This window comes from Streptomyces sp. Ncost-T10-10d (assembly GCF_900091955.1).
Lineage (GTDB): Bacteria > Actinomycetota > Actinomycetes > Streptomycetales > Streptomycetaceae > Streptomyces.
The window spans coordinates 20467-39004 of record NZ_FMDF01000219.1 but is presented as its reverse complement, the minus strand read 5'-3'; the positions used below and the strand labels follow the sequence as shown (position 1 = coordinate 39004).

Here is an 18538-nt window from a genome sequence, read left to right as displayed (position 1 = left end):
ACCCGCGCTCCCCTCGTCCGCCGCGTCCGGTCCCCGGCCGGGCGCTGGACACGGTCCGTCGAGGGAAAGCCGCCAGGCCTCCCCCCACACCCCGATGCTCTCCTCCCCCACTGACGACAAGGAGGGGAGGAGAGGTGGGGTGACGCTGCTTCAGCGGATCGGAAATAGGTGCTGACCTGGACGAACGCGGGAAATCACCATCAATGGCACCACAGCGGGAGGTTGCGCCCGCCCCCGTTTTGGCTCACCTGCCGCGATCCCGTCACTTCGGGTCGAAGGAGAGCCATGTACCGGCGAGGCCCTGCTGACCCGCCCCGGGCTGGGACCAGTCGCAGACACCGGTTCGGAAGATCGCCTGCAGATCCTTGAACTGGCCGTCGGTCACCAGCACTCGGTAGTCGGAGCGGACCACGGGACGCTTGCGGCACTTGACGATGTCGTTGGCCACATCGGCTCCGGCGACCATCCGCGGCGATGTCCACACCGGGTAGAGGGTGTTGCACTCGGTGTTGTCGATGCCCTCGACCTGGGGCTCCGCGATCTTCTTCGCACCGATGCCACGGGTCCAGCAGGCGTCCGTGAGACCCTGCGGCTGGTGGCGGACGATCTTCTCAATGGGAGTGTCGTTGCCGGAGTCTCCCTTGATGCCGGTGAGCCACTGGTCCATGTCGGACAGCATCCCGGCGAGAGTGAATCCGTGCCCGTTGGAGCGGGTGAGCATGACCTGGTTGGCGTGGGTGCCGTTGGCCTTGTCCAAGCGCGCACGGGTGGAGAAGGAGTGGAAGCGCATGTGCATGTCGCCGGCCGCCGCGTCGTCCGTGTAGTCGCGGTAGTCGATGATCGGAACGTCGGCGAGACCGCCACCGCCGTTCAGCATGCGGCCCGTGCGGTAGGCCGTCCGTACCGCCTTGAGATCGGCGACAGTGCGCTCGGCGGCGGGCTTGGCGTCGTCGTCGAGGCCGCCGATGCGCCGGTTCAGGTCGATGAACTGGTCCATGTCGATGATCCCCTTGTTCAGGGCCTCAAGTCCGTACTGGATACCGGTGTTGTCGAGCGGCCTGCGCGCCTTCCCGGTCTCCGGCACCTCGCCGTAGACGTTCACGGTGTGGCTGTAGACGTCACAGCGGGCACCGTCCGGGTTGGTTTCGGGGTCGTAGCGCTGCCCCTCGGGCAGCTGGGGCGGACAGAACACCGTGGGGTCGATACGGCCGGCCGCCCTGGCCAGGCTGCCGATGCTCTCCCACTTGCCGAACCCGGAGACCGCCTTCTGCTGGTCCTTGGTGAAAGCGTCCGGCGCGACGTCCTTGAAGTAGTGGTTCAGGAGCTGGGCGTCGCTGAGCGTCTGAATCGTCCCGAAGCCGACGTCGGGGAAGCTGCAGCCGGAGAGGATGCCGTCCAGCAGACCCGGGTAGTTGTCGGCGATCTGGTGGGTCTGGTACGAGCCGCCGGAGCAGCCGTTTCCGATGGTGAAGGCCGGGTCGCCGTACGTCTCCACGAAGCGTTCCTTGACCATACTCATGGTCTCGGCGGCCAGCAGGTCGTTGCAGTTGTTGCCGAAGACGTTCAGCGTGGACGATGCGACGCCATAGCCCTTGCTCAGATACGTGTCGTTCATGATGCCGACGGTGTTGCGGCCCTGGACGTACCAGCCGCCGTTACAGCCCCCGCCGAAGCCGTACACGAGGCGCCCGTTCCAACCCGGCCCACGCTGCAGCGGGTCGGGGGTGCCGGACTTCGGGTCGTGCAGCACGGCTGTCTCGTAGATGCCGCGGTTGATGGTGCCGGTCTCGACGCGGACGATGTACGGCACCTTCTTGCCCGCGCTCGTCGTGGCGGTCGCCAGGTCGGCGGGAAGGACGTTCTCGTCGGGCAGCGGAACGAACTTGCCGGCCGTGGTGCGATACATGTAATCGACCCGGGTCTTGACCGAGCAGTCCTTGTCGATCGGCTGCCCGAGGGTGCCGCCGGTGACCGTCTTGAACTCGGCGGTGTCGCAGACGAACGGCTGCTCGTGCGGCCCGGCGAACACCGGCCCCGTGATGGGGTGGTTCTTCAGGGTCAGTTGTCCGGCGTCCGCGCCCTGAGCCCTGGCCGTGAGCCTGTTGTCGCCCTTGGACAGCTCCTTCACCACGCCCATCAGCGCGTTGTCGCCGGACGGCCGGAAGCTCGAGGTCACGTCCCGGCCCTCTACCTCGACCCGGACTTTGTCGGCCGCTATGGAGGCGGGCACCTCCACACGGATCAGGGCGTCGTCTCCCGACACCGTGCCGGGCCGCGACGACACGGCCGTCACCTGCAGCTTCTCGCGTTCCTGGCTGCCGGCCGGGGTCGCCGACGCGCCTACCAGCACGCCCATGAACGCTATGCCGGCAAGGCCCAGTTCGACCGGCCTCGCGGCTCCTCTGAACGACACGACGGAACTCGCCTCACTTTCTGGAGTCGGAATTCGTGCTCAGTGTGCAGACACGGGCTGTGGACCCGCCGGGACGGTGATGCGGATGCCCCGTTGTCGTGGTGTGCGGCTTCCCAGCCAGTAACCGGAAGGGGACCCGCTTCTTGTCCGGCCTCCTGTTCGGTACCGGATGGGACACAAGGGTTGTACGCGGCTTTCGATTCCGCGGGGGCGGGCCCGCGCGGCCGACCGGCCCTGCCCGGCTACCAGTTGGTGAACGCCCCGTCCGCCGTGCGCAAGTGCGGGCGCTCGGCCGCTGCGGCCTGGTACCGGCGCGCCGCCTCCCGGTCGATGTCGACGCCGATGCCGGGCAGTTCACTCAGCTCCACCCGCCCGGGCAGGATCGTCGGCCGCGCGGTGAAGAGGTCGGCGATGGCCGGATCGGGGTCGGTCTGGTGCTCCTGGATCGCCACATTGGGGCAGGCCAGGTTGAGCTGGAGCGAGGAAGCGGCCGTGACCGGGCCGAGCGGGTTGTGGGTGGCGAGCTTGATGTGGTGGGTCTCCGCCATCGCCGCGATCTTCTTCGCCTCGGTCAGGCCCGCGGCCACCCCGACGTCCACGCGCGCGTAATCGATGAGATCGTCCTCGATGAGTGTTCTGAACTCCCATTTGGAGCCGTACTGCTCACCTGCGGCCAGTGGTATGCCGGTACGGGTCCGCAGCATGCGGTAGCTGTCCGGGTTCTCACAGCGCAGCGGGTCCTCGACGAAGTACGGGCGGGCCGCCTCGATCTCCCGGCACAGGGTCAGCGCCTCCGGCGGATCCAGGCGCGTATGGACGTCAAGGATCAGCTCCACCTCGTCGCCGACCGCGTCCCGCACCTGGTGGAAGAGGTCGACCGAGTCGCGCAGGCAGCGGCGGGCGTCGAGCGTGCCGTCGGCGTCGTGCGGAGAGGCGAACCGCAGATGACGCCAGCCCTCGGCGACCAGGTCGCGGCAGCGTTCCAGGAACCACCCGCGGTCGTGGTAGCCGTCGCCGACATGCACATAGGCGGGTACGTGATCACGCACCCGGCCCCCGAGAAGTTCATGCACCGGTACGCCGAGCGCCTTGCCGCGGATGTCCCAAAGCGCCACGTCCACCGCTGCGATGGCGGCGCCGAGTATGCGGTCGGCGGGAAAGAACCCGCGCCGGAACATCACCTGCCAGAGGTGCTCGATCCGTCGCGGGTCCTCGCCGACGATCAGCTCCGCGAGGTGCGCGAGACCGCCCGCGACCGCCCGTTGGCGCGACCTGATGCCGACCTCGCCCAAGCCGTGGATGCCCTCGTCGGTGTCGACCACGACCAGCATCATGCTGTCGCCGTGGTCGGGGAGAGTCAGCACTTCCAGGCCGGTGATCTTCATGCCACTCCTCTATGAAAACGTTCCCGCAATTTCAGCACCGTTCTTGAGAACACATCATCGGCAGCAGTCGAGTCGAAGCACAAGACCCGTGCATCCAGAAGGTTTTCCTCAATGAAATAGTCCTGGCACACGTCTTGACACGCTCTGGGAACGTTCGCAAGCATCAACCGCATTCGCAGGATCCAGATGCGAGACGACCGGGGTCCCCCGGCTCAAGACGACGAGGAGGCCGTCCGTGGCAGTCACAATCCGGGAGGTGGCGAGCGCCGCGGGCGTCTCGGTGTCGACGGTGTCCCGTGCGTTCACCGCACCCGATCAGGTGCAGCCGACGACGCGGCAGCGCATCCTCGACGCCGCGGCCAAGCTCGGCTACTCCCCCAACCCGGCGGCCCGTTCACTGCGCGGCGGCGGCACCGGAACACTCGGTCTGATCGTCCCGGACATCGCCAACCCGTTCTTCCCGCCGATCATCAAGGCGATGCAGGCCCGCGCCCGGCACCTGGGCTACACGGTCCTGGTCGCCGACAGCGACGAGCGCGAGGCGGACGAGCTGGCCGCCATCGCGGCCGTATCGAAGCGGGTCGACGGCCTGATCCTGTGGGCCTCCACCCTCACCGAGGGCCGGCTCCATGAACTCGCGGGCCAGATGCCGCTGGTGGTGGTGAACCGTCATGTGCCGGGCATCCCCGAGGTCCGGATCTCACTGTCCGCCGGCATCGCACAGGCCGCCGAGCAGTTGAAGGCGTACGGCCATCGGCGCTGCGTCTTCATCAACGCGTCCCGCGCCGAGCTGAGCCGCGGCAAGTCCATCCAGGAGTCCTTCAAAGCGCTCGACCTCTCCCTGTCCGAGCTCGGCCCGTACGAGCCGCGGTTCGAGACGGGTGTGCACGCCGCCACCCTCGTCGCCGCCCACGACGCGACGGCCGTGATCGCCCACAATGATCTGGTCGCCCTCGGCGTGCTGCACCAGATGGCCAACCTCGGCGTGAGCGTGCCGCGCGACGTCAGCGTCATCGGCATCGACGACACGCTGCTCGCCTCCGTCTCCACCCCCAGCCTCACCACGATCAGGATCGACCCCGAAGAGATCGCCACGCGCGCGGGGGACCTCCTGATCGAGACGATCGCGAGCTCAACAGGCCGTGCTGGGCAGGGACTTGAAGTCACTTCCCCCTTCGTGGAGATCGGCTCCCGCCTCGATCCCCCGCGCCTCGACGGGACCCGCGCCCGCCCACTGATCCACGGTGCACGCCACCACAACGAGCAAAGCACCGCACTACACCGCACCGAGCCCACTCCTGCCCTTCTTGGAGCCGTTATGCCCAGAAACTCCCGCTGTGCGGCCATACTTGGCTGCATGGCGCTGACCGCGACCCTCGCGGGCTGTTCCTCCCTCACCCCGAGCAGTGCCGGCGGGGACGGCGATCTCGTGCTGCGGGTGCAGGGCATGCCGCCGGCCACCGACAAGCCGGGGGTCGCCCTGTTCAAGAAGCAGGTGGCCGACTTCGAGAAGGCCAACCCGGGCATCAGGGTCAAGGGTTCGACCACGGTCTTCGACCCGCTGACCTTCTCCGCGAAGCTGTCCGGCGGCAATGTCGAGGACGTCATCAAGGTGCCGCTGACCGAGCCGCAGCGACTCATCCAGCAGAAGCAGGTGCAGCCGATCACCGGGCAGCTGAAGGAGTGGAAGCACTTCACGGAGTTCAACCCTCAGGTCCTCCAGCCGCTCACCGACAGCGACGGCGACGTGTACGGCGTACCGCAGAATCCGTACGCCCAGGGCCTGGTCTACAACCGCGAGCTCTTCGAGAAGGCCGGCCTCGACCCGGACAGACCGCCGAGCACCTGGGCGGAGGTTCGCACAGCCGCCAAGAGGATCAGCGACAGTACCGGCAAGGCGGGCTTCGTCCACGAGTCCAAGGACAACCAGGGCGGCTGGCAGCTGACGATGCTGTCGTACGCCTTCGGTGGCGAGCTGGAGAAGGAGCAGGGTGGCAAGTACGCCGCCACGCTCACCGGAGAGCCGACGAAGAACGGGTTGCGGCTGCTCAAGGACATGCGCTGGAAGGACGATTCGCTCGGCAAAACCCTGCTCAACAATCAGAACGACGTGATCAAGCAGTTCGCGGCCGGGCAGGTCGGCATGTTCATGGGCAGCCCGGGGACGTACCGACTGGCGAAGATGCAGTTCGGCATGGAGAACACCGACGCCTTCGGAGTGGCGCCGATGCCGCAGTCCGGCGGCGATGCGACACTCACCGGCGGCGACATCTACATGGTCCCGAAGTCCGCCGACAAGAAGCATGCGGCAGCGGCCGTCGAGTGGCTGACCTTCGCCTACGCCAAGCCGCAGTACAGCACCGACATCGCGGCCGAGCAGGCCAAGGCGCTCTCTGCCGACCCGAAGTCCGCGGTGGGCGTGCCGACGCTTCCGGTCTTCGACAAAAAACGGCAGACCGAGATCGACGCAGCGATCAAGCCGTACGTCAATGTGAAGCTGCAGAACTTCAAGCCGTACATCGACGGTCTCTCCACGTTGAAACTGAAGCCGGAGCCGCCGTACCAGGCGCAGAAGCTGTACACCGTGCTCGACCCGGTGGTCCAGGCTGTGCTCACCAAGCGCGACGCCGACATCGACTCCCTGCTGGCCTCGGCCGAGAAGGACGTCAATGCCAAGCTCGCCGCGGACCAGAAGTAGCCGGCCCATGGCCCTGCTCACTCCGTCCCGGCGCCCGGCCGCTGTGGCCAAGGAGCCCGTGCCGCGAACCCTGCCGCAGCGACGGCGTGGCACCGGCTCCCGCAAACAGTTCACGGCCTGGCTGTTCCTCGTCCCCGCGCTGCTGGTCTTCGGGCTCTTCGCCTGGTGGCCGATCGTGCGCAGCCTGCTGCTCAGCTTCCAGAAGACCAACCTCGTCGAGCCCGCGGTCTGGGTCGGCCTGGACAACTTCCGTACGCTGTTCGACGATCCGCTGCTCGGCACCGCCGTCGTGAACACCCTGTTCTTCGTGGTCCTCGGCCTGCTGATCGGCTTCCCGGCGCCGCTGATCCTGGCCGCGATCATGTCGACGGTGCGGCGCGGCGCGGGCGTCTACCGCTTCCTGGTGTATCTGCCGGTGGTCATCCCGCCAGTGGTGGCGATCCTGCTCTGGAAGTGGTTCTACGATCCCGGCAGCGGGCTCTTCAACAACGTCCTCGGCAAGGTCGGGCTCGGCCCGTACTCGTGGCTGGAGTCCTCCGACAGCGCCATGCTCTCGCTGGTCCTGGAGGCCACCTGGGCGGGCATGGGCGGCGCCGTACTGATCTACCTCGCGGCAATGGTCGGCATCCCCGGCGAACTCTATGAGGCCGCGGAGATGGACGGCGCCGGGATCTGGCGACGGATCTGGCATGTGATGCTGCCCCAACTCCGTTCCGTCATCGGCCTGTTGCTGCTCGTCCAGCTGATCAACACGGTGCAGGTCTTCACCGAGCCGTACGTCTTCACCGGCGGCGGACCCGAGAACTCCACCCTCACGGTCCTGCTGCTGATCTTCCGGTACGCCTTCCAGGACGGCGAATACGGCCAGGCCGCCGCGCTCTCCTTCCTGATGGTGCTCGCCCTCGCCCTGCTCTCCGCGGTGTATCTGCGGGCCACCCGCAGCTGGAGCACGTCATGACCACGCTCACCACCTTCGTCTCCGCCAACGACCGCCAACGCCCCGGTGTGCGCGCCGCAGTGCGCTCCATCCAGGTGTTCACCCTGATCCTGCTGCTGCTCATCGGCATCGGACCGCTGTACTGGATGGTCAAGGGCGCGGTCTCGACACCCACCGAGCTCACCACCCAGCCCCTCGCCCTCTGGCCGGACCGGCCGGCCCTGGGCAACTTCTCGACGGCGTACACCGATCTGAGTGTCGGCCGCTATCTGATGAACACCTTCCTGGTGGTCGGCGGATCGTGGTTCGTGCAGCTCTTCGTCTCGGCCACGGCGGGCTTCGCCCTCTCGGTGCTCAGGCCGAGGTTCGGCAAGGCCGTCTACGGGGCGATCCTCGCCACGATGTTCGTGCCGTACACGGTGAACATGGTCAGCCTCTTCATGACCGTGATCGATGTGCCGTTCCTCCACCTCAACCTGGGCGACACCTACTGGGCGATCTGGCTGCCGGCCGGCACGAACGCCTTCACCGTGCTACTCGCCAAGCAGTTCTTCGACGCCCTGCCGAAGGAGCTGTTCGACGCGGCGCGGGTCGACGGGGCGAGTACCTGGCAACTGCTCACCAAGATCGTGCTGCCCATGAGCAAGCCGGTGCTCGCCGTGATCAGTCTGCTCGCGGTGATGCACTCCTGGAAGGACTTCATCTGGCCGCTGGTGGCCATCACCGACCCCGAGAGGCAGCCGATCAGCGTCGCGCTCGCCCAGCTCGCCACGCAGGCTCCGCAGGACCAGCTGATCGCCGCGATGGTGCTCGCCGTCGCCCCGCCGGTGCTCGTCTTCGTGGTCTGCCAGAAGTACATCGTCGCCGGGCTCGGCTTCACCGGGGTCAAGGGCTGAGTTCCGCCGGAGCCGGCGGCCGATCCCTCAACTCCCCCACACAGATTCCGCTTCGGAGCATCCGGAGCATCCGGAACACCCCGACCAAGAGAAGGGCACCTCCATGTCAGTCGCCCGCCGCAGATTCATCCAGGGCACGGCCGTCGCCAACGGCGCCGCACTGCTGCCGACCGTTCCCGCGTACGCCGCAGACCCGGTCACCATCGAGGCCGACGGCATCACCCTGGTCGGCCGTAGCGACGGCAGCGTCCTCGTGCAGGACGGTGCGGGCGCCGACCGCATCCTGCTCAACCACTTCATGATCAAGGACAGCGCGTTCGGCCAGCAGCGCACCTTCGGCGGTACACCCGCCCGGATCACGCTCCCCGACGGGCGGCCCGCAATTCAGGTCACGTACACGATGGCGAGCGGCGTGTCCGGAGTCACGGTGCGCGGCACCTTCGACGTCACCCCTCACAAGGCACACATGAAGTGGGAGGTCAGCGGCTCCAGTACGCTCACTCCGGCCGGCTTCATGTTCTCCCGCACGGTGTACGAAGCGACCGCGGCGGAGTCGTACGAAGCGCTGACCGTCTGGGAGCGGGACGCCCGAGGCGGCATTCCGTACGAGGTGAACGCGGGCGGCGCGTACGTGGAGACGTGGGCGGGATCGAAGGGCTTCTTCTGCCTTTCGTCCACCAACCCGGCGAGCACCAATGCCACATGGGTCCACTCCCCCGGCACCTCGACCGGCGCGAGCACCGCGGTCACCGAGGCCGATCTGGTCCTCGGCGATCTGCGGCCGCGCGGAGCCGGAGCGCTCGCTGCCAAGAGGCCCCTCGGCGTGGAGGTGTGGACCGACCAGCCGTTCAACCTCTACAAGGCGGCCGGGCAGACGATGACGCTCAAGGCGCAGGTCGTCAACGGCTCCGCCGCGGCCAGGGCGGTGACGCTCACCTGGTGGGCGCGGGACTTCGGCGGCAAGAAGATCGCCTGCGGAACGCTCTCCAAGAACCTCGCGGCGGGCGCCGCCTGGAACGCCTCCTTTCCCCTGACCTCGCCCTCGCAGAACATCGTGTTCACCGAGGTGGAGGCGGTCAGCGGCAATGACAAGGCGCTGGCCCGCACGAATCTGAGCGTGCTCCCGGAGTTCGCGTACAAGGCGGGCAAGGAGTCGATGTTCGGCCTCGCCAACTACCCCTGGCTGCTGAAGCCCGGCAGGGACGCAGTACTCGGGCTGGTCAGGACGCTTGGCATCAAGTGGATCCGCATCGCCTACGCAGGCGCCCCGGGCATCGACACCGCGACTCTGGACGCGAACGGCATCGGGCACAACGTGGAGCTGAGCGGCATCCCCGTGGGCGGTAGTCCGGAGCAGATCGCGGCCTGGGCCGACACGAATGTCGCCAAGGCCCTCGACGCCGAGGCCGCGTACTTCGAGGTGAGCAACGAGGTCAACCAGCCCTGGATGTCGGGCCGCGGCGCCGACGCCTACGTCCGGGACGGTCTGCGCCAGGTCACCACGCGCCTCGACGCGGCGGGCTCGCGGATGAAGGTCATGAACGCCGGCCTCGGCGGCATGGACTACGTATGGACCAAGAACTTCCATGACGCGGGCGGCTGGGACCTCATCGACGCCTTCGCCTTCCACCCCGGTCGCGGCAACTTCACGCCCGACTTCGCGCCGCCGCCCGAGGAGTGGACGCAGGGGTCGTCCGGCTCGTACTGGAACTTCCTCGGCGCACTGCGCAAGGCGAACCAGGTCCTGGAGGAGTACGGCGGCGACAAGGAGCTCTGGCTCACCGAGGCGTACGCACCGACCCGGCCCAACGCGTGGTGGAGCGACACCTACCGGCACGCCGCCGAGAACACGCTCCTCACGCTCGCTCTCGCCAAGTCCGAGAAGGTACGCGCCGTCAACTGGTACCAGCTGCACGACTCGACGATCCACCACCCCCAGGAGGCCGACCCGGCCAACCCCGAGTACCACTACGGCCTGATGAACCGCGACACCAGCGCCAAGCCCTCGCTCCTCGCCTTCGCGACCGCCGCCCGGGTCCTGGACGAGGCCGAGTTCGTCCGGCATCTCGCCTTCGGGGACCAGGACATCAAGGGGCTCCTCTTCACCACTCCCGACGGACCGGTGTCGATCATCTGGAGCCGCAAGGACGGGTACATCCTCAACTCCGAGCACGGCGAGGATCCTTGGTACGCATCGCCCGAGCCATGGATCGACACCTGGACGACCAAGACCACGGTCGTGGCCCACTCGGGGACGCTCAACGGCAGGGTGCGGGAGCTGAACTGCATCGGCCAGGAGCGCTCTCTGAAGGCCTCCAGCGGCAAGATCACCCTCACCCTCGACGGCGCCCCGCGCGTCTACTACGGTCTCGCCGCCAATCCCGACTGGAAGTAAGTGACGTACGACATGAGGAATGAAACCGCACGGCACGACATCACTGTCGTCGGCGGCGGCCTGGCCGGGGTCTGCGCGGCGATCGCCGCGGCCCGGCTCGGCCGGAGCGTCGCGCTGATCAACAACAGGCCGGTGCTCGGCGGCAACGCGAGCAGCGAGGTCCGGGTCTGGGTGTGCGGCGCGACCGGCCACGGCAAGAATCACCATGCCCGTGAGGGCGGCATCATGGGCGAGTTGCTCGTGGAAAACCAGTTCCGCAACCCGGACGGGAACCCCTATTACTGGGATGCCGTGGTCCTGGACGCCGTGCGCGCGGAGCCCGGCATCACGCTCTACCTCAACACCGACGTGCGCGAGGTCGACGCCGAAGGTCCGGACGACGCCCGGCGGATCACCTCGGTCACCGGCTGGATGATGGGCTCGGAGCGGCGGATACGTTTCGAGAGCCCGCTCTTCCTCGACTGCACGGGAGACGGCCTGATCGGCCACCTGGCGGGCGCCCACCACCGCATCGGCCGGGAATCGCGCGCCGAGTACGACGAGGCATGGGCTCCGGAGACGGCCGACGACATCACTCTGGGCTCCACTCTCCTCTTCTATACGAAGGATGCGGGTCACCCGGTCAAATTCGTGCCGCCGAACTTCGCCAAGGACATCACCCGGACCTCCATCCCGCAGCGCCGCATCATCAAGGCGGGCGACAACGGCTGCGCGTACTGGTGGATCGAGTTCGGCGGCGAGCTCGACACCGTCCACGACAACGAACGCATCCGCGACGAACTGTGGTCGGTGATCCACGGCATCTGGGATCACATCAAGAACTCCGGCGAGTTCGACGCGGCGAACATGACACTGGAGTGGGTGGGCTCGGTCCCCGGTAAACGGGAGTACCGGCGCTTCCTCGGCGACTATGTCCTGCACCAGGGCGACATCCTCGGCCAGACCGAGTTCGCCGACCGGGTCGCCTTCGGCGGTTGGTCGATCGATCTGCATCCGCCGCAGGGCATGTTCGCCACCGAGGCAGGGGCCAGACAGCTCTACGCGGACGGCATTTACCACATTCCGTACCGCAGCCTCTACTCGGTGAACACCGAGAACCTGCTCTTCGCCGGGCGCAACATCTCCGCCAGCCATGTCGCCTTCGGCTCGACCCGCGTCATGGCGACCTGCGCCACGATCGGGCAGGCGGCCGGCACGGCGGCGGCACTCTGCGCCACCGGAAATGTCACCCCGCGCCAACTCCCCGTACCCGAGCTGCACCGGGCGCTGCTGCGCCAGGATGCCTCGCTCATCGGCCTCGCCTCGACGGACCCGGAGGACCTGGCCCTGCGGGCGAGGGCCACCGCCTCATCCACCCTGACCGGCTTGGCAGTCGAGGACTCCGACGAGCTATGGCCGCTCGCGGCGGACGCCGGACTCGTCCTCCCCGCGGACCCGGACCTCTCCGGGGTGGAACTGCTCGTCGACGCCGACCGTGACACCGAGATCGTGATCGATCTGTACGACCCCGAGCTCGGCCAGAACTACGTCCCGCGCCGCCTCGTCACCTCCACCACCCTGCCCGTCGCCGCCGGTGCCCGGCAGTGGCTCAAGACGGGCCTGGACTGGTCTCCCGAAACCCCGCGCAACGCCTTCCTGGTAGTCCGCGCCAACGACGCCCTCGCTCTGCACCGCTCCGACCGCCCGACCCCCGGTGTCCTGTGCTTCACGCGCGTCCCGCTGCGCCCGTCGGACGAATCGCCGCAGCCGCTGCGCGAGTGGACGGACATGGGTCTGCTGCGCCGCACCTTCTGCCTCCGTACGGGAGAGACCGCGGCCTACTCCCCCGCCAAGGCCACCGACGGCTATGCCCGCCCGTACGCGGGACCGCACATGTGGGTCTCCGCACCACTGGCGGACGTCCCTTCCCCCTGGCTCGAGTTGGCCTGGCCCGAACCGGTCGCTCTGGGCCGGATCGAGGTCATCGCCGACGACGACGTCAACGAGGACCTGATCAACCTGCACCACCACCGCACGCCCTTCGACACCCTGCCCACCCTCCTTCGCGACTACCGCGTCGAGGCACTGGATACTGACGGCACCTGGCGCGTCATCGCCCGTGCGACGCAGAATCGGCGGCGACGCGAGACGCACACGCCGGCGGAGCCGGTCACCACATCGGCGATCCGGATCGTCGTCGAAGCCACCAACGGGGCGGCGTCGGCGCATGTCGTCGCCGTGCGCGCCTACGAGTAGAAGCACCGACGCAGGAGAGTGAATGGATGGTCGGAAGAGCGATGGTCACCGGGGCCGCCGGGCGGATCGGGCGAGCGGTCCTCGCGCTGCTCGCCGAGCGCGGGATCGAGGCGAACGCCTTGGTCCTCGATGATCCCGGTGATCTCGCGGCGCGCCTGGTCGTGACCGGTGACGCGGCCGACGCGAAGACCGTGCGGGCGGCTCTGGAGGGCGCCGACGCGGTCATCCACCTGGCGGCGATCCCGACTCCCGCGCGCAACACCGCATTCGAGGTCTTCGCGGGCAACAGCCTCTCCACCTTCACCGTCCTGGAGGAGGCCGGCCGGGCCGGGATCCGGCATGCGGCGGTGGCGAGCTCCTGGGGTGTCACGGGCCTGCCCTGGACGGACGTCGAGGATCCGCATCCGCCGTACGCACCGGTCGATGAGGCGATGGCCTCCCAGGTTGCCGACCCTTACGGCCTGTCCAAACAGGTCGACGAGTTGACAGCGCAGATGATGGCGCGGCGGCACGGGATGAGCGTGGTGTGCCTGCGCTATCCGTACGTGGGCGGATTCGAGGAACGGCTGCACGCCCACGCCGCCCGGCTCACGGCCGACCCGGCCGCGGGGGCAAGGGACCTGTGGACGTACCTCGAGGTCCATGACGCGGCGAGGGCCGCGCTGCTGGCCCTGGACGTACCCGGCCGTGCGGCGCACGCGGTACATCTCTGCGCCCCCGAAATCATCGTGCCGTACCCGACGGAGGAACTGCTGCGCCGCTATCACCCCACCACCGTGCTGCGGCGCCCGCTGCCGGGTCGCGCGGTGCCGGTCGACACCTCGGCCGCGCGCAGGCTGCTGGGGTTCACGGCACAGAATCTCCTCGGTCACGGGGCGGTTCCGCCGAGTTGAGATCACGACAGCCGCCGAGCCATCACAGAGGGGAGAGAGCAGGGCGTTTCCCGAGTCCGAGTGACGTACCGAACGACATCCGCGACGACTCCACCAAATCGTCGTCAGCCGGGCGAAGGTGAACGGCGCGCGGCCGGTGAGGTCGGCCGCCTCTGGCATCGACGCGACCCGTGAGGTCGGCCGGCTGTGCCGTGACCCCAGGCAGCCCTGAGCGTGACAAGCTGTTGTCTTTCCGATCGTGCGGTCGTTCTGGATCGAACAGAGTGCTGGATCTGGTGAGTTCGCCGCTGTGCACGCATGAAGGAAGGGCTTCGTGGTAGCTCGCGGTTGTTGAAGCCGGAGGGACACGGCTACCGGTTCCGTCAGCTGGCCCGGGCGGCCTCCATCGGCCCCGACCGGGCCCAGTTCACGCGGCCCCACCGGGGCAGCGGGTAAAGATGTCGGACTGCTTCGCCGGGCTGATCAGGCGGCTTGTGCCTTTTCCACGGAGGCAGTCTGCTTCTGCCCAGCACGCTGGTGGCGTTGCGCCCAGCGGACAGCAAGTGGTGCTGCCAGACCCGTCAGTGCGAACAGGGCTCCCACGGCATACCACCCGGGGCGGCCCCAGGTGATGCACAGCGAAATGAGCAGCGCCGGTCCGAGGGCCTCGGCCAGTCCGGCGCCCAGGCCGAATACGCCGAGGTACTGGCCGGTGGCGTGCTGTGGGGCGAGAGCGAAGGACACCTCGAAGCCGGCGGCGGAGTGCCACAGCTCGCCGACGGTGTGGATCACTACTGCGGTGAGGAGCAGCATTGCGGCGGCCCATGCGGGTATGCCGCCGGACAGGGAGATCAGCGAACAGGAGACGAGAAAGGCCACGCCTGCTCGGCGGTAGGCGTTTCCGCCGGCTGTGGGGGAATCGACGTTGCGGCTGGCTCGCACCTGGAACGCAACGACGATGAGGGTGCCGGTAAGCATGGTGCCTGAGATGAGCCAGTGCGGGGCGGTAGTGGCACCGACCAGCCAGAGCGGGATGGCCACGGTGAGCACCTTGAACTGGATGGCCATGATCCCGTCGAGTGCGGTGAGTAGCAGGTAGGGGCGGTCCCTGAGAGCGATCCAGCGAGGGCCGCCGGTGGTGGCGAGGGGCGTGACCGGCGGCAGGGAGATGAGGAGCGCCGCCGAGACCACGAAGGCGATCGCGTTGCCGATGACCATGAGCTGATAGGCGGTGAGCGTACCCACCTGAACGACCAACCCCGCTCCCACGGCACCGAGGGAGATGCCGACGTTGGTCACCGCGCGGAGATAGGCGCGGAACTCCTGCGGCCGGTTGCCTCCGTAGTGCCTGATGAGCGGACTGCGCGCGGCTATTCCGGCCGCCTTGGCTCCGGCAGCCACGGTGACCGCGAGAACGAACGGCCGGAAGCTGTCCGCCAACACGAAGCTGGCCGTGGCCAACGCCTGAACCACAAGAGTGGCGGCGTAGACGCCGCGTGCTCCGTATCTGTCCGCCAGATGACCGACCGCGACGCCCAGGGCCAGAGCGACAAGACCGGCGATGCCGAGTCCGAGCCCCACCTGGCCTGCTGGAAGGTGAACCGCCTCCGTGAAATACAGCACCCCAGCGGTCAGATACAGGCCGCTGCCAACGGTATAGACGAAGTTCGAGGCTGCGAGGACGCGCTGCGGTCCGGTGTCTGGCATCAGGCGGGGCATGACAAGGCTCCACGTCACAGGCAGGCGGTAAGGGCCCGTCAAGCTTGTTGCATATTACTTGCAATAGCAAGAGACTTGCCGGAGTCGGTCACCAGCTGTGTCGGGCGGGATGGCCACTTCGTCCCGTTGGGTCTTGTTCGCCTTGGTGCGGGCCAGGTGCTAGAACTCGGTGCCGTTCTCGATCAGCGTGGCGTTGAAGGTGAGCCGGTCCACGATCGCCGTGCAAAGCCGCGGATTGGTAGAGGCCTTGCTCCAGTCGTAAACGCCTCGTTGGAAGCGATCGCGATGCTGTTCTTCTCTTCACGCTCTTGACGGTGTTCTGCCTGCGCTTGCCGGAGACGAAGGCCCGCCGGCCGGGACGGCCTGCGCGTGGGCGGCGCACCTGGGTCTCCATCCCGTCGACGCCCTCGGCCGCGGCATGGGCGAACACGTCACCCAGGGCCCGCAGCCGGATGCCGGGCCGGTCGGGGACGGCGGACCCACGGTCAGCCGGCAGCGGGCAGACCTCCCGGATCGCCCGGCCGATCGTGGACGACCCCACCTCGTAGAGCACACCCAACGCCTCATGGGTGAGCCCAGTCCGCAGATGGACCAGTGTCACCAGGAGCCGGTCGGTGAAGACCGGTTCGTACTTCGGCGGCCCCCGCCCCCCGCCGACGATCGCCTCACGTCGCTCATGGCGCCCGGACTCACAGCGTGCCACCCAACACGGAGCGAGTTCTGCGGCCAACTCGCCCAGATGTTGGCGCGACAGCCCGCAGAAGGCGGGATGGGACATGGCCGCGCGGGCCTGTTCGATCTCCACACACCAGACAACTTGCGCGGGTGTCTCTATGTCCCCGCACTCACCGACCAAGATCAATCGCAGGTCGGCCCATTATGGTCGGGGGCATGACGCCACCCCTTGCCAGCAGTGCCTTCGACTCGCTCCGCCTCGACGCCGTGCCCGACCAGGAGGCGCTGCGCCGGGCCTACGAACTCCCCAGCGACGCGGCCGTGCGCAAGCAGATGACCGAACTCAACGAACAGACAAAGCGGTTGATCGGATGCTCATCGCTGGTCCTGGTCGCCAGCGCGGACGCCGAGGGCAACTGTGACGTTTCCCCGCGCGGCGGCCCCGCCGGGTTCGTCGCCGTCCTGGACACACGGACGGTGGCGATACCGGACGCGACAGGCAACAAGCGTCTGGACACCCTGCAGAACGTCGTCGCCACCGGACGAGCCGGGCTACTGTTCGTCATCCCGGGGCGCACCACGACGCTCAGGGTGAACGGCCGGGCCTGCGTCTCCACCCGCCCGGAGCTGCTGTCGCAGCTGACCGCCGTGGGCAAGCCGCCGGCCAGTGCGCTGGTGCTGGGGATCGAGGAGGTCTACCCGCACTGCCCCAAGTCGCTCCTGCGTTGCGGGGCCTGGAAGCCGGAGCAGTGGCTTCCGGCGGGTACCCAGCCGACCTCGGCCGAAGTGACGCTGGCCCAGCTGCGGATGCCGGAGCTGACGATCGCTGACATCGAGCAGGCGGAGGCGGATTCGCTGAAGTACCGGTATGAGTAACGGGCCGACCCTGCGATTGCTGAACCACCAGCCCGCCGAACCCCCAGGCCAGCATGCCCCGAGATCAATCACGGGGCATCCCCCCTTAGATCTCCTCAAGCCGGCGCATCTGCTCGAAGACGTCGTAGGCGGACACGAGAGGCAGCGCTGCTTGTCCGGCGCGAACCCGGAAGAGGGTGGCGGTGAGGACCTCGCTGAGTTCCGGTGAGATCAGAAGGAGCCGTTCACGGTCGGTTTTCATCAGGGCTGTCTGGAGCATGGAACCGGTCCGATCACCCGCGAGGACACCGCCTTCCTCTCAGCTGCCGCAACCCGCGGGCCGTCCTTCGCGCTCTGCCCACCGTTAGGGCCATCGCTGATCTCCCGGAAGATGCGCGGGCACGAGCGCTCATCGGTTTTCAGGCGCTCGCGATCGGCACAGTCGCTCATCTCGAAGCCGGAACGGTGCAGCGACTTGAGTCGTTCGCCTCCAGCAGGCGCAGCAGCGCCGGCCCGGAATCTCTCGCGCTCACCTTCCAGAGTGAACCCGACCAGGAAGAGACCCACACCCCGTGACACACCAGAACCCCACCCTCACGACCGAAACCCCCGACATCCCGGGCGAGCCCGCCGGGCCCTGGATGCCCCGCCAGGAATGGGTCAAGACCCAGCCCCAGGCACTCATCGCCTCGTGCGTCGTGCTCCTCGACCAGCAGGGCCGGATGCTCATGCTGCGCTATGCCGAAAGCGAGCCGAGCGGCGGCAACTGGTGGTTGCCGGGCGGGATGCTCGACCACGGCGAAGACCCGTGGACCGCAGCACGGCGAGAGCTGTACGAGGAGACGGGAGTCACGGTGAGCCCCGCCCCGCAACTGATCGGCTACGACCACCGCGCCGATGTCGGCGGCACCGGACCGGTTCTCGACTTCTTTTGGTACGGAGGCACCGTCACAGACAACCCCACGATCCGATTGAGCCCCGAGCACGATCGGCACGCCTTTCTCCGGCTGGACGAACTGACCAGCACGCCACTCGCCGCGCATACGCACACTCTGGAAGCACTGCACACCGCTGCCACAACCGGGACCGTCGTCTGCCTGCGGGAAGGTCAGCCGCTCGGACCTGACAATTCTTCGCTGTAGAGTCAACCAAGCCATAACTGAAGCAAGGCCGCTAATAAGAACTATCGGATCTCCTGCCAGCAGCACCCGGACCACAGTCAAGGTTCTTGCCGGAGACCCCGTCTCCGAAGAGGGAGTTCGCACACACCTGCGGACACGCCCCGGGATCGACCTTGTAGTAGGCGACGATCCCTCCGATGACCCGCAGGTGACCGTCAGGGTGGCCGACACCGTCAGCGACGACGTGCTGGTGCTGTTGCGCCGTACCCGGCGCAACAGCACCACTCGCACCGTCCTCATCGTGGCCGACTTCTCGGAACAGGCAGCGCTCAGGGCC

General features: G+C 67.8%; 12 protein-coding genes and 2 pseudogenes. 8 read left to right on the top strand and 6 right to left on the bottom strand.

Annotated elements, in window-relative coordinates; all coding sequences use genetic code 11:
• Positions 1–262: 262 nt before the first annotated feature.
• Together GA0115254_RS38815 and GA0115254_RS38810 are read right to left on the bottom strand one after the other, a co-directional pair.
• On the bottom strand, positions 263–2413 hold the full coding sequence (locus GA0115254_RS38815) for a DUF6351 family protein (protein WP_256102999.1): 2151 nt from the start codon (positions 2411–2413) through the stop codon (positions 263–265).
• 242 nt (positions 2414–2655) lie between these two features.
• Positions 2656–3798 carry a mandelate racemase/muconate lactonizing enzyme family protein gene (locus tag GA0115254_RS38810; protein ID WP_093899951.1) on the bottom strand — a complete coding sequence of 381 codons (1143 nt, stop codon included), beginning with the start codon at positions 3796–3798 and terminating at the stop codon, positions 2656–2658.
• Positions 3799–4033: 235 nt separating this feature from the next.
• Between GA0115254_RS38810 and GA0115254_RS45350 the strand changes: the two genes are divergently transcribed.
• The 6 genes from GA0115254_RS45350 (at position 4034) to GA0115254_RS38775 (ending at position 13852) form a co-directional block, all read left to right on the top strand.
• Positions 4034–6496: an extracellular solute-binding protein gene (locus GA0115254_RS45350; RefSeq protein WP_218105614.1), complete on the top strand. Its 2463-nt coding sequence runs from the start codon at positions 4034–4036 to the stop codon at positions 6494–6496.
• 7 nt (positions 6497–6503) lie between these two features.
• Positions 6504–7454, top strand: a complete 951-nt coding sequence (locus GA0115254_RS38795; RefSeq protein WP_176740467.1) for a carbohydrate ABC transporter permease — start codon at positions 6504–6506, stop codon at positions 7452–7454.
• Entirely contained in the window at positions 7451–8329 is an 879-nt protein-coding gene (locus GA0115254_RS38790) for a carbohydrate ABC transporter permease (protein ID WP_093899949.1), read from the top strand. The genes GA0115254_RS38795 and GA0115254_RS38790 overlap by 4 nt, the downstream gene beginning before the upstream one ends.
• 103 nt (positions 8330–8432) lie before the next feature.
• Complete coding sequence (locus GA0115254_RS38785) at positions 8433–10724, top strand: hypothetical protein (protein WP_093899948.1); 2292 nt, start codon at positions 8433–8435, stop codon at positions 10722–10724.
• A 12-nt stretch (positions 10725–10736) separates the two neighbouring features.
• Positions 10737–12959, top strand: a complete 2223-nt coding sequence (locus GA0115254_RS38780) for an FAD-dependent oxidoreductase (protein WP_093899966.1) — start codon at positions 10737–10739, stop codon at positions 12957–12959.
• 26 nt (positions 12960–12985) lie between these two features.
• The gene (locus tag GA0115254_RS38775) at positions 12986–13852 is read left to right on the top strand and encodes an NAD-dependent epimerase/dehydratase family protein (protein WP_256102998.1); all 867 of its coding nucleotides are present in this window, start codon (positions 12986–12988) and stop codon (positions 13850–13852) included.
• A 462-nt stretch (positions 13853–14314) separates the two neighbouring features.
• Here GA0115254_RS38775 and GA0115254_RS38770 read toward each other — a convergent pair whose 3' ends face one another.
• The 3 genes and pseudogenes from GA0115254_RS38770 to GA0115254_RS48060 all read right to left on the bottom strand — a co-directional run.
• The gene (locus GA0115254_RS38770) at positions 14315–15538 is read right to left on the bottom strand and encodes an MFS transporter (protein ID WP_256102997.1); all 1224 of its coding nucleotides are present in this window, start codon (positions 15536–15538) and stop codon (positions 14315–14317) included.
• A 171-nt stretch (positions 15539–15709) separates the two neighbouring features.
• A pseudogene (locus GA0115254_RS45345) lies at positions 15710–15858 on the bottom strand (ATP-binding protein); the annotation flags it as partial.
• A gap of 179 nt (positions 15859–16037) precedes the next feature.
• Positions 16038–16328, bottom strand: a pseudogene (locus GA0115254_RS48060) (transposase family protein); the annotation flags it as partial.
• Between the two features lie 113 nt (positions 16329–16441).
• Here GA0115254_RS48060 and GA0115254_RS38760 point away from each other — a divergent pair.
• On the top strand, positions 16442–17101 hold the full coding sequence (locus GA0115254_RS38760) for an MSMEG_1061 family FMN-dependent PPOX-type flavoprotein (RefSeq protein WP_093899964.1): 660 nt from the start codon (positions 16442–16444) through the stop codon (positions 17099–17101).
• An 85-nt stretch (positions 17102–17186) separates the two neighbouring features.
• Here GA0115254_RS38760 and GA0115254_RS43600 read toward each other — a convergent pair whose 3' ends face one another.
• Positions 17187–17360: a hypothetical protein gene (locus tag GA0115254_RS43600; protein WP_176740465.1), complete on the bottom strand. Its 174-nt coding sequence runs from the start codon at positions 17358–17360 to the stop codon at positions 17187–17189.
• A gap of 292 nt (positions 17361–17652) precedes the next feature.
• On the opposite strand from GA0115254_RS43600, the gene GA0115254_RS38755 reads away from it, so the two are divergent.
• On the top strand, positions 17653–18222 hold the full coding sequence (locus tag GA0115254_RS38755) for an NUDIX hydrolase (protein ID WP_256102996.1): 570 nt from the start codon (positions 17653–17655) through the stop codon (positions 18220–18222).
• The last annotated feature ends 316 nt before the right edge of the window (positions 18223–18538 follow it).

What these genes read in the sequence shown, in the direction of transcription:
- GA0115254_RS38775 (WP_256102998.1), top strand. Translation starts at nt 12,986, where the DNA reads ATGGTCGGAAGAGCGATGGTCACCGGGGCCGCCGGGCGGATCGGGCGA.
- GA0115254_RS38790 (WP_093899949.1), top strand. Translation starts at nt 7,451, where the DNA reads ATGACCACGCTCACCACCTTCGTCTCCGCCAACGACCGCCAACGCCCC.
- GA0115254_RS38760 (WP_093899964.1), top strand. Translation starts at nt 16,442, where the DNA reads ATGACGCCACCCCTTGCCAGCAGTGCCTTCGACTCGCTCCGCCTCGAC.
- GA0115254_RS38785 (WP_093899948.1), top strand. Translation starts at nt 8,433, where the DNA reads ATGTCAGTCGCCCGCCGCAGATTCATCCAGGGCACGGCCGTCGCCAAC.
- GA0115254_RS38770 (WP_256102997.1), bottom strand. Translation starts at nt 15,538, where the DNA reads ATGCCAGACACCGGACCGCAGCGCGTCCTCGCAGCCTCGAACTTCGTC.
- GA0115254_RS43600 (WP_176740465.1), bottom strand. Translation starts at nt 17,360, where the DNA reads ATGCTCCAGACAGCCCTGATGAAAACCGACCGTGAACGGCTCCTTCTG.
- GA0115254_RS38795 (WP_176740467.1), top strand. Translation starts at nt 6,504, where the DNA reads ATGGCCCTGCTCACTCCGTCCCGGCGCCCGGCCGCTGTGGCCAAGGAG.
- GA0115254_RS38780 (WP_093899966.1), top strand. Translation starts at nt 10,737, where the DNA reads ATGAGGAATGAAACCGCACGGCACGACATCACTGTCGTCGGCGGCGGC.
- GA0115254_RS38810 (WP_093899951.1), bottom strand. Translation starts at nt 3,798, where the DNA reads ATGAAGATCACCGGCCTGGAAGTGCTGACTCTCCCCGACCACGGCGAC.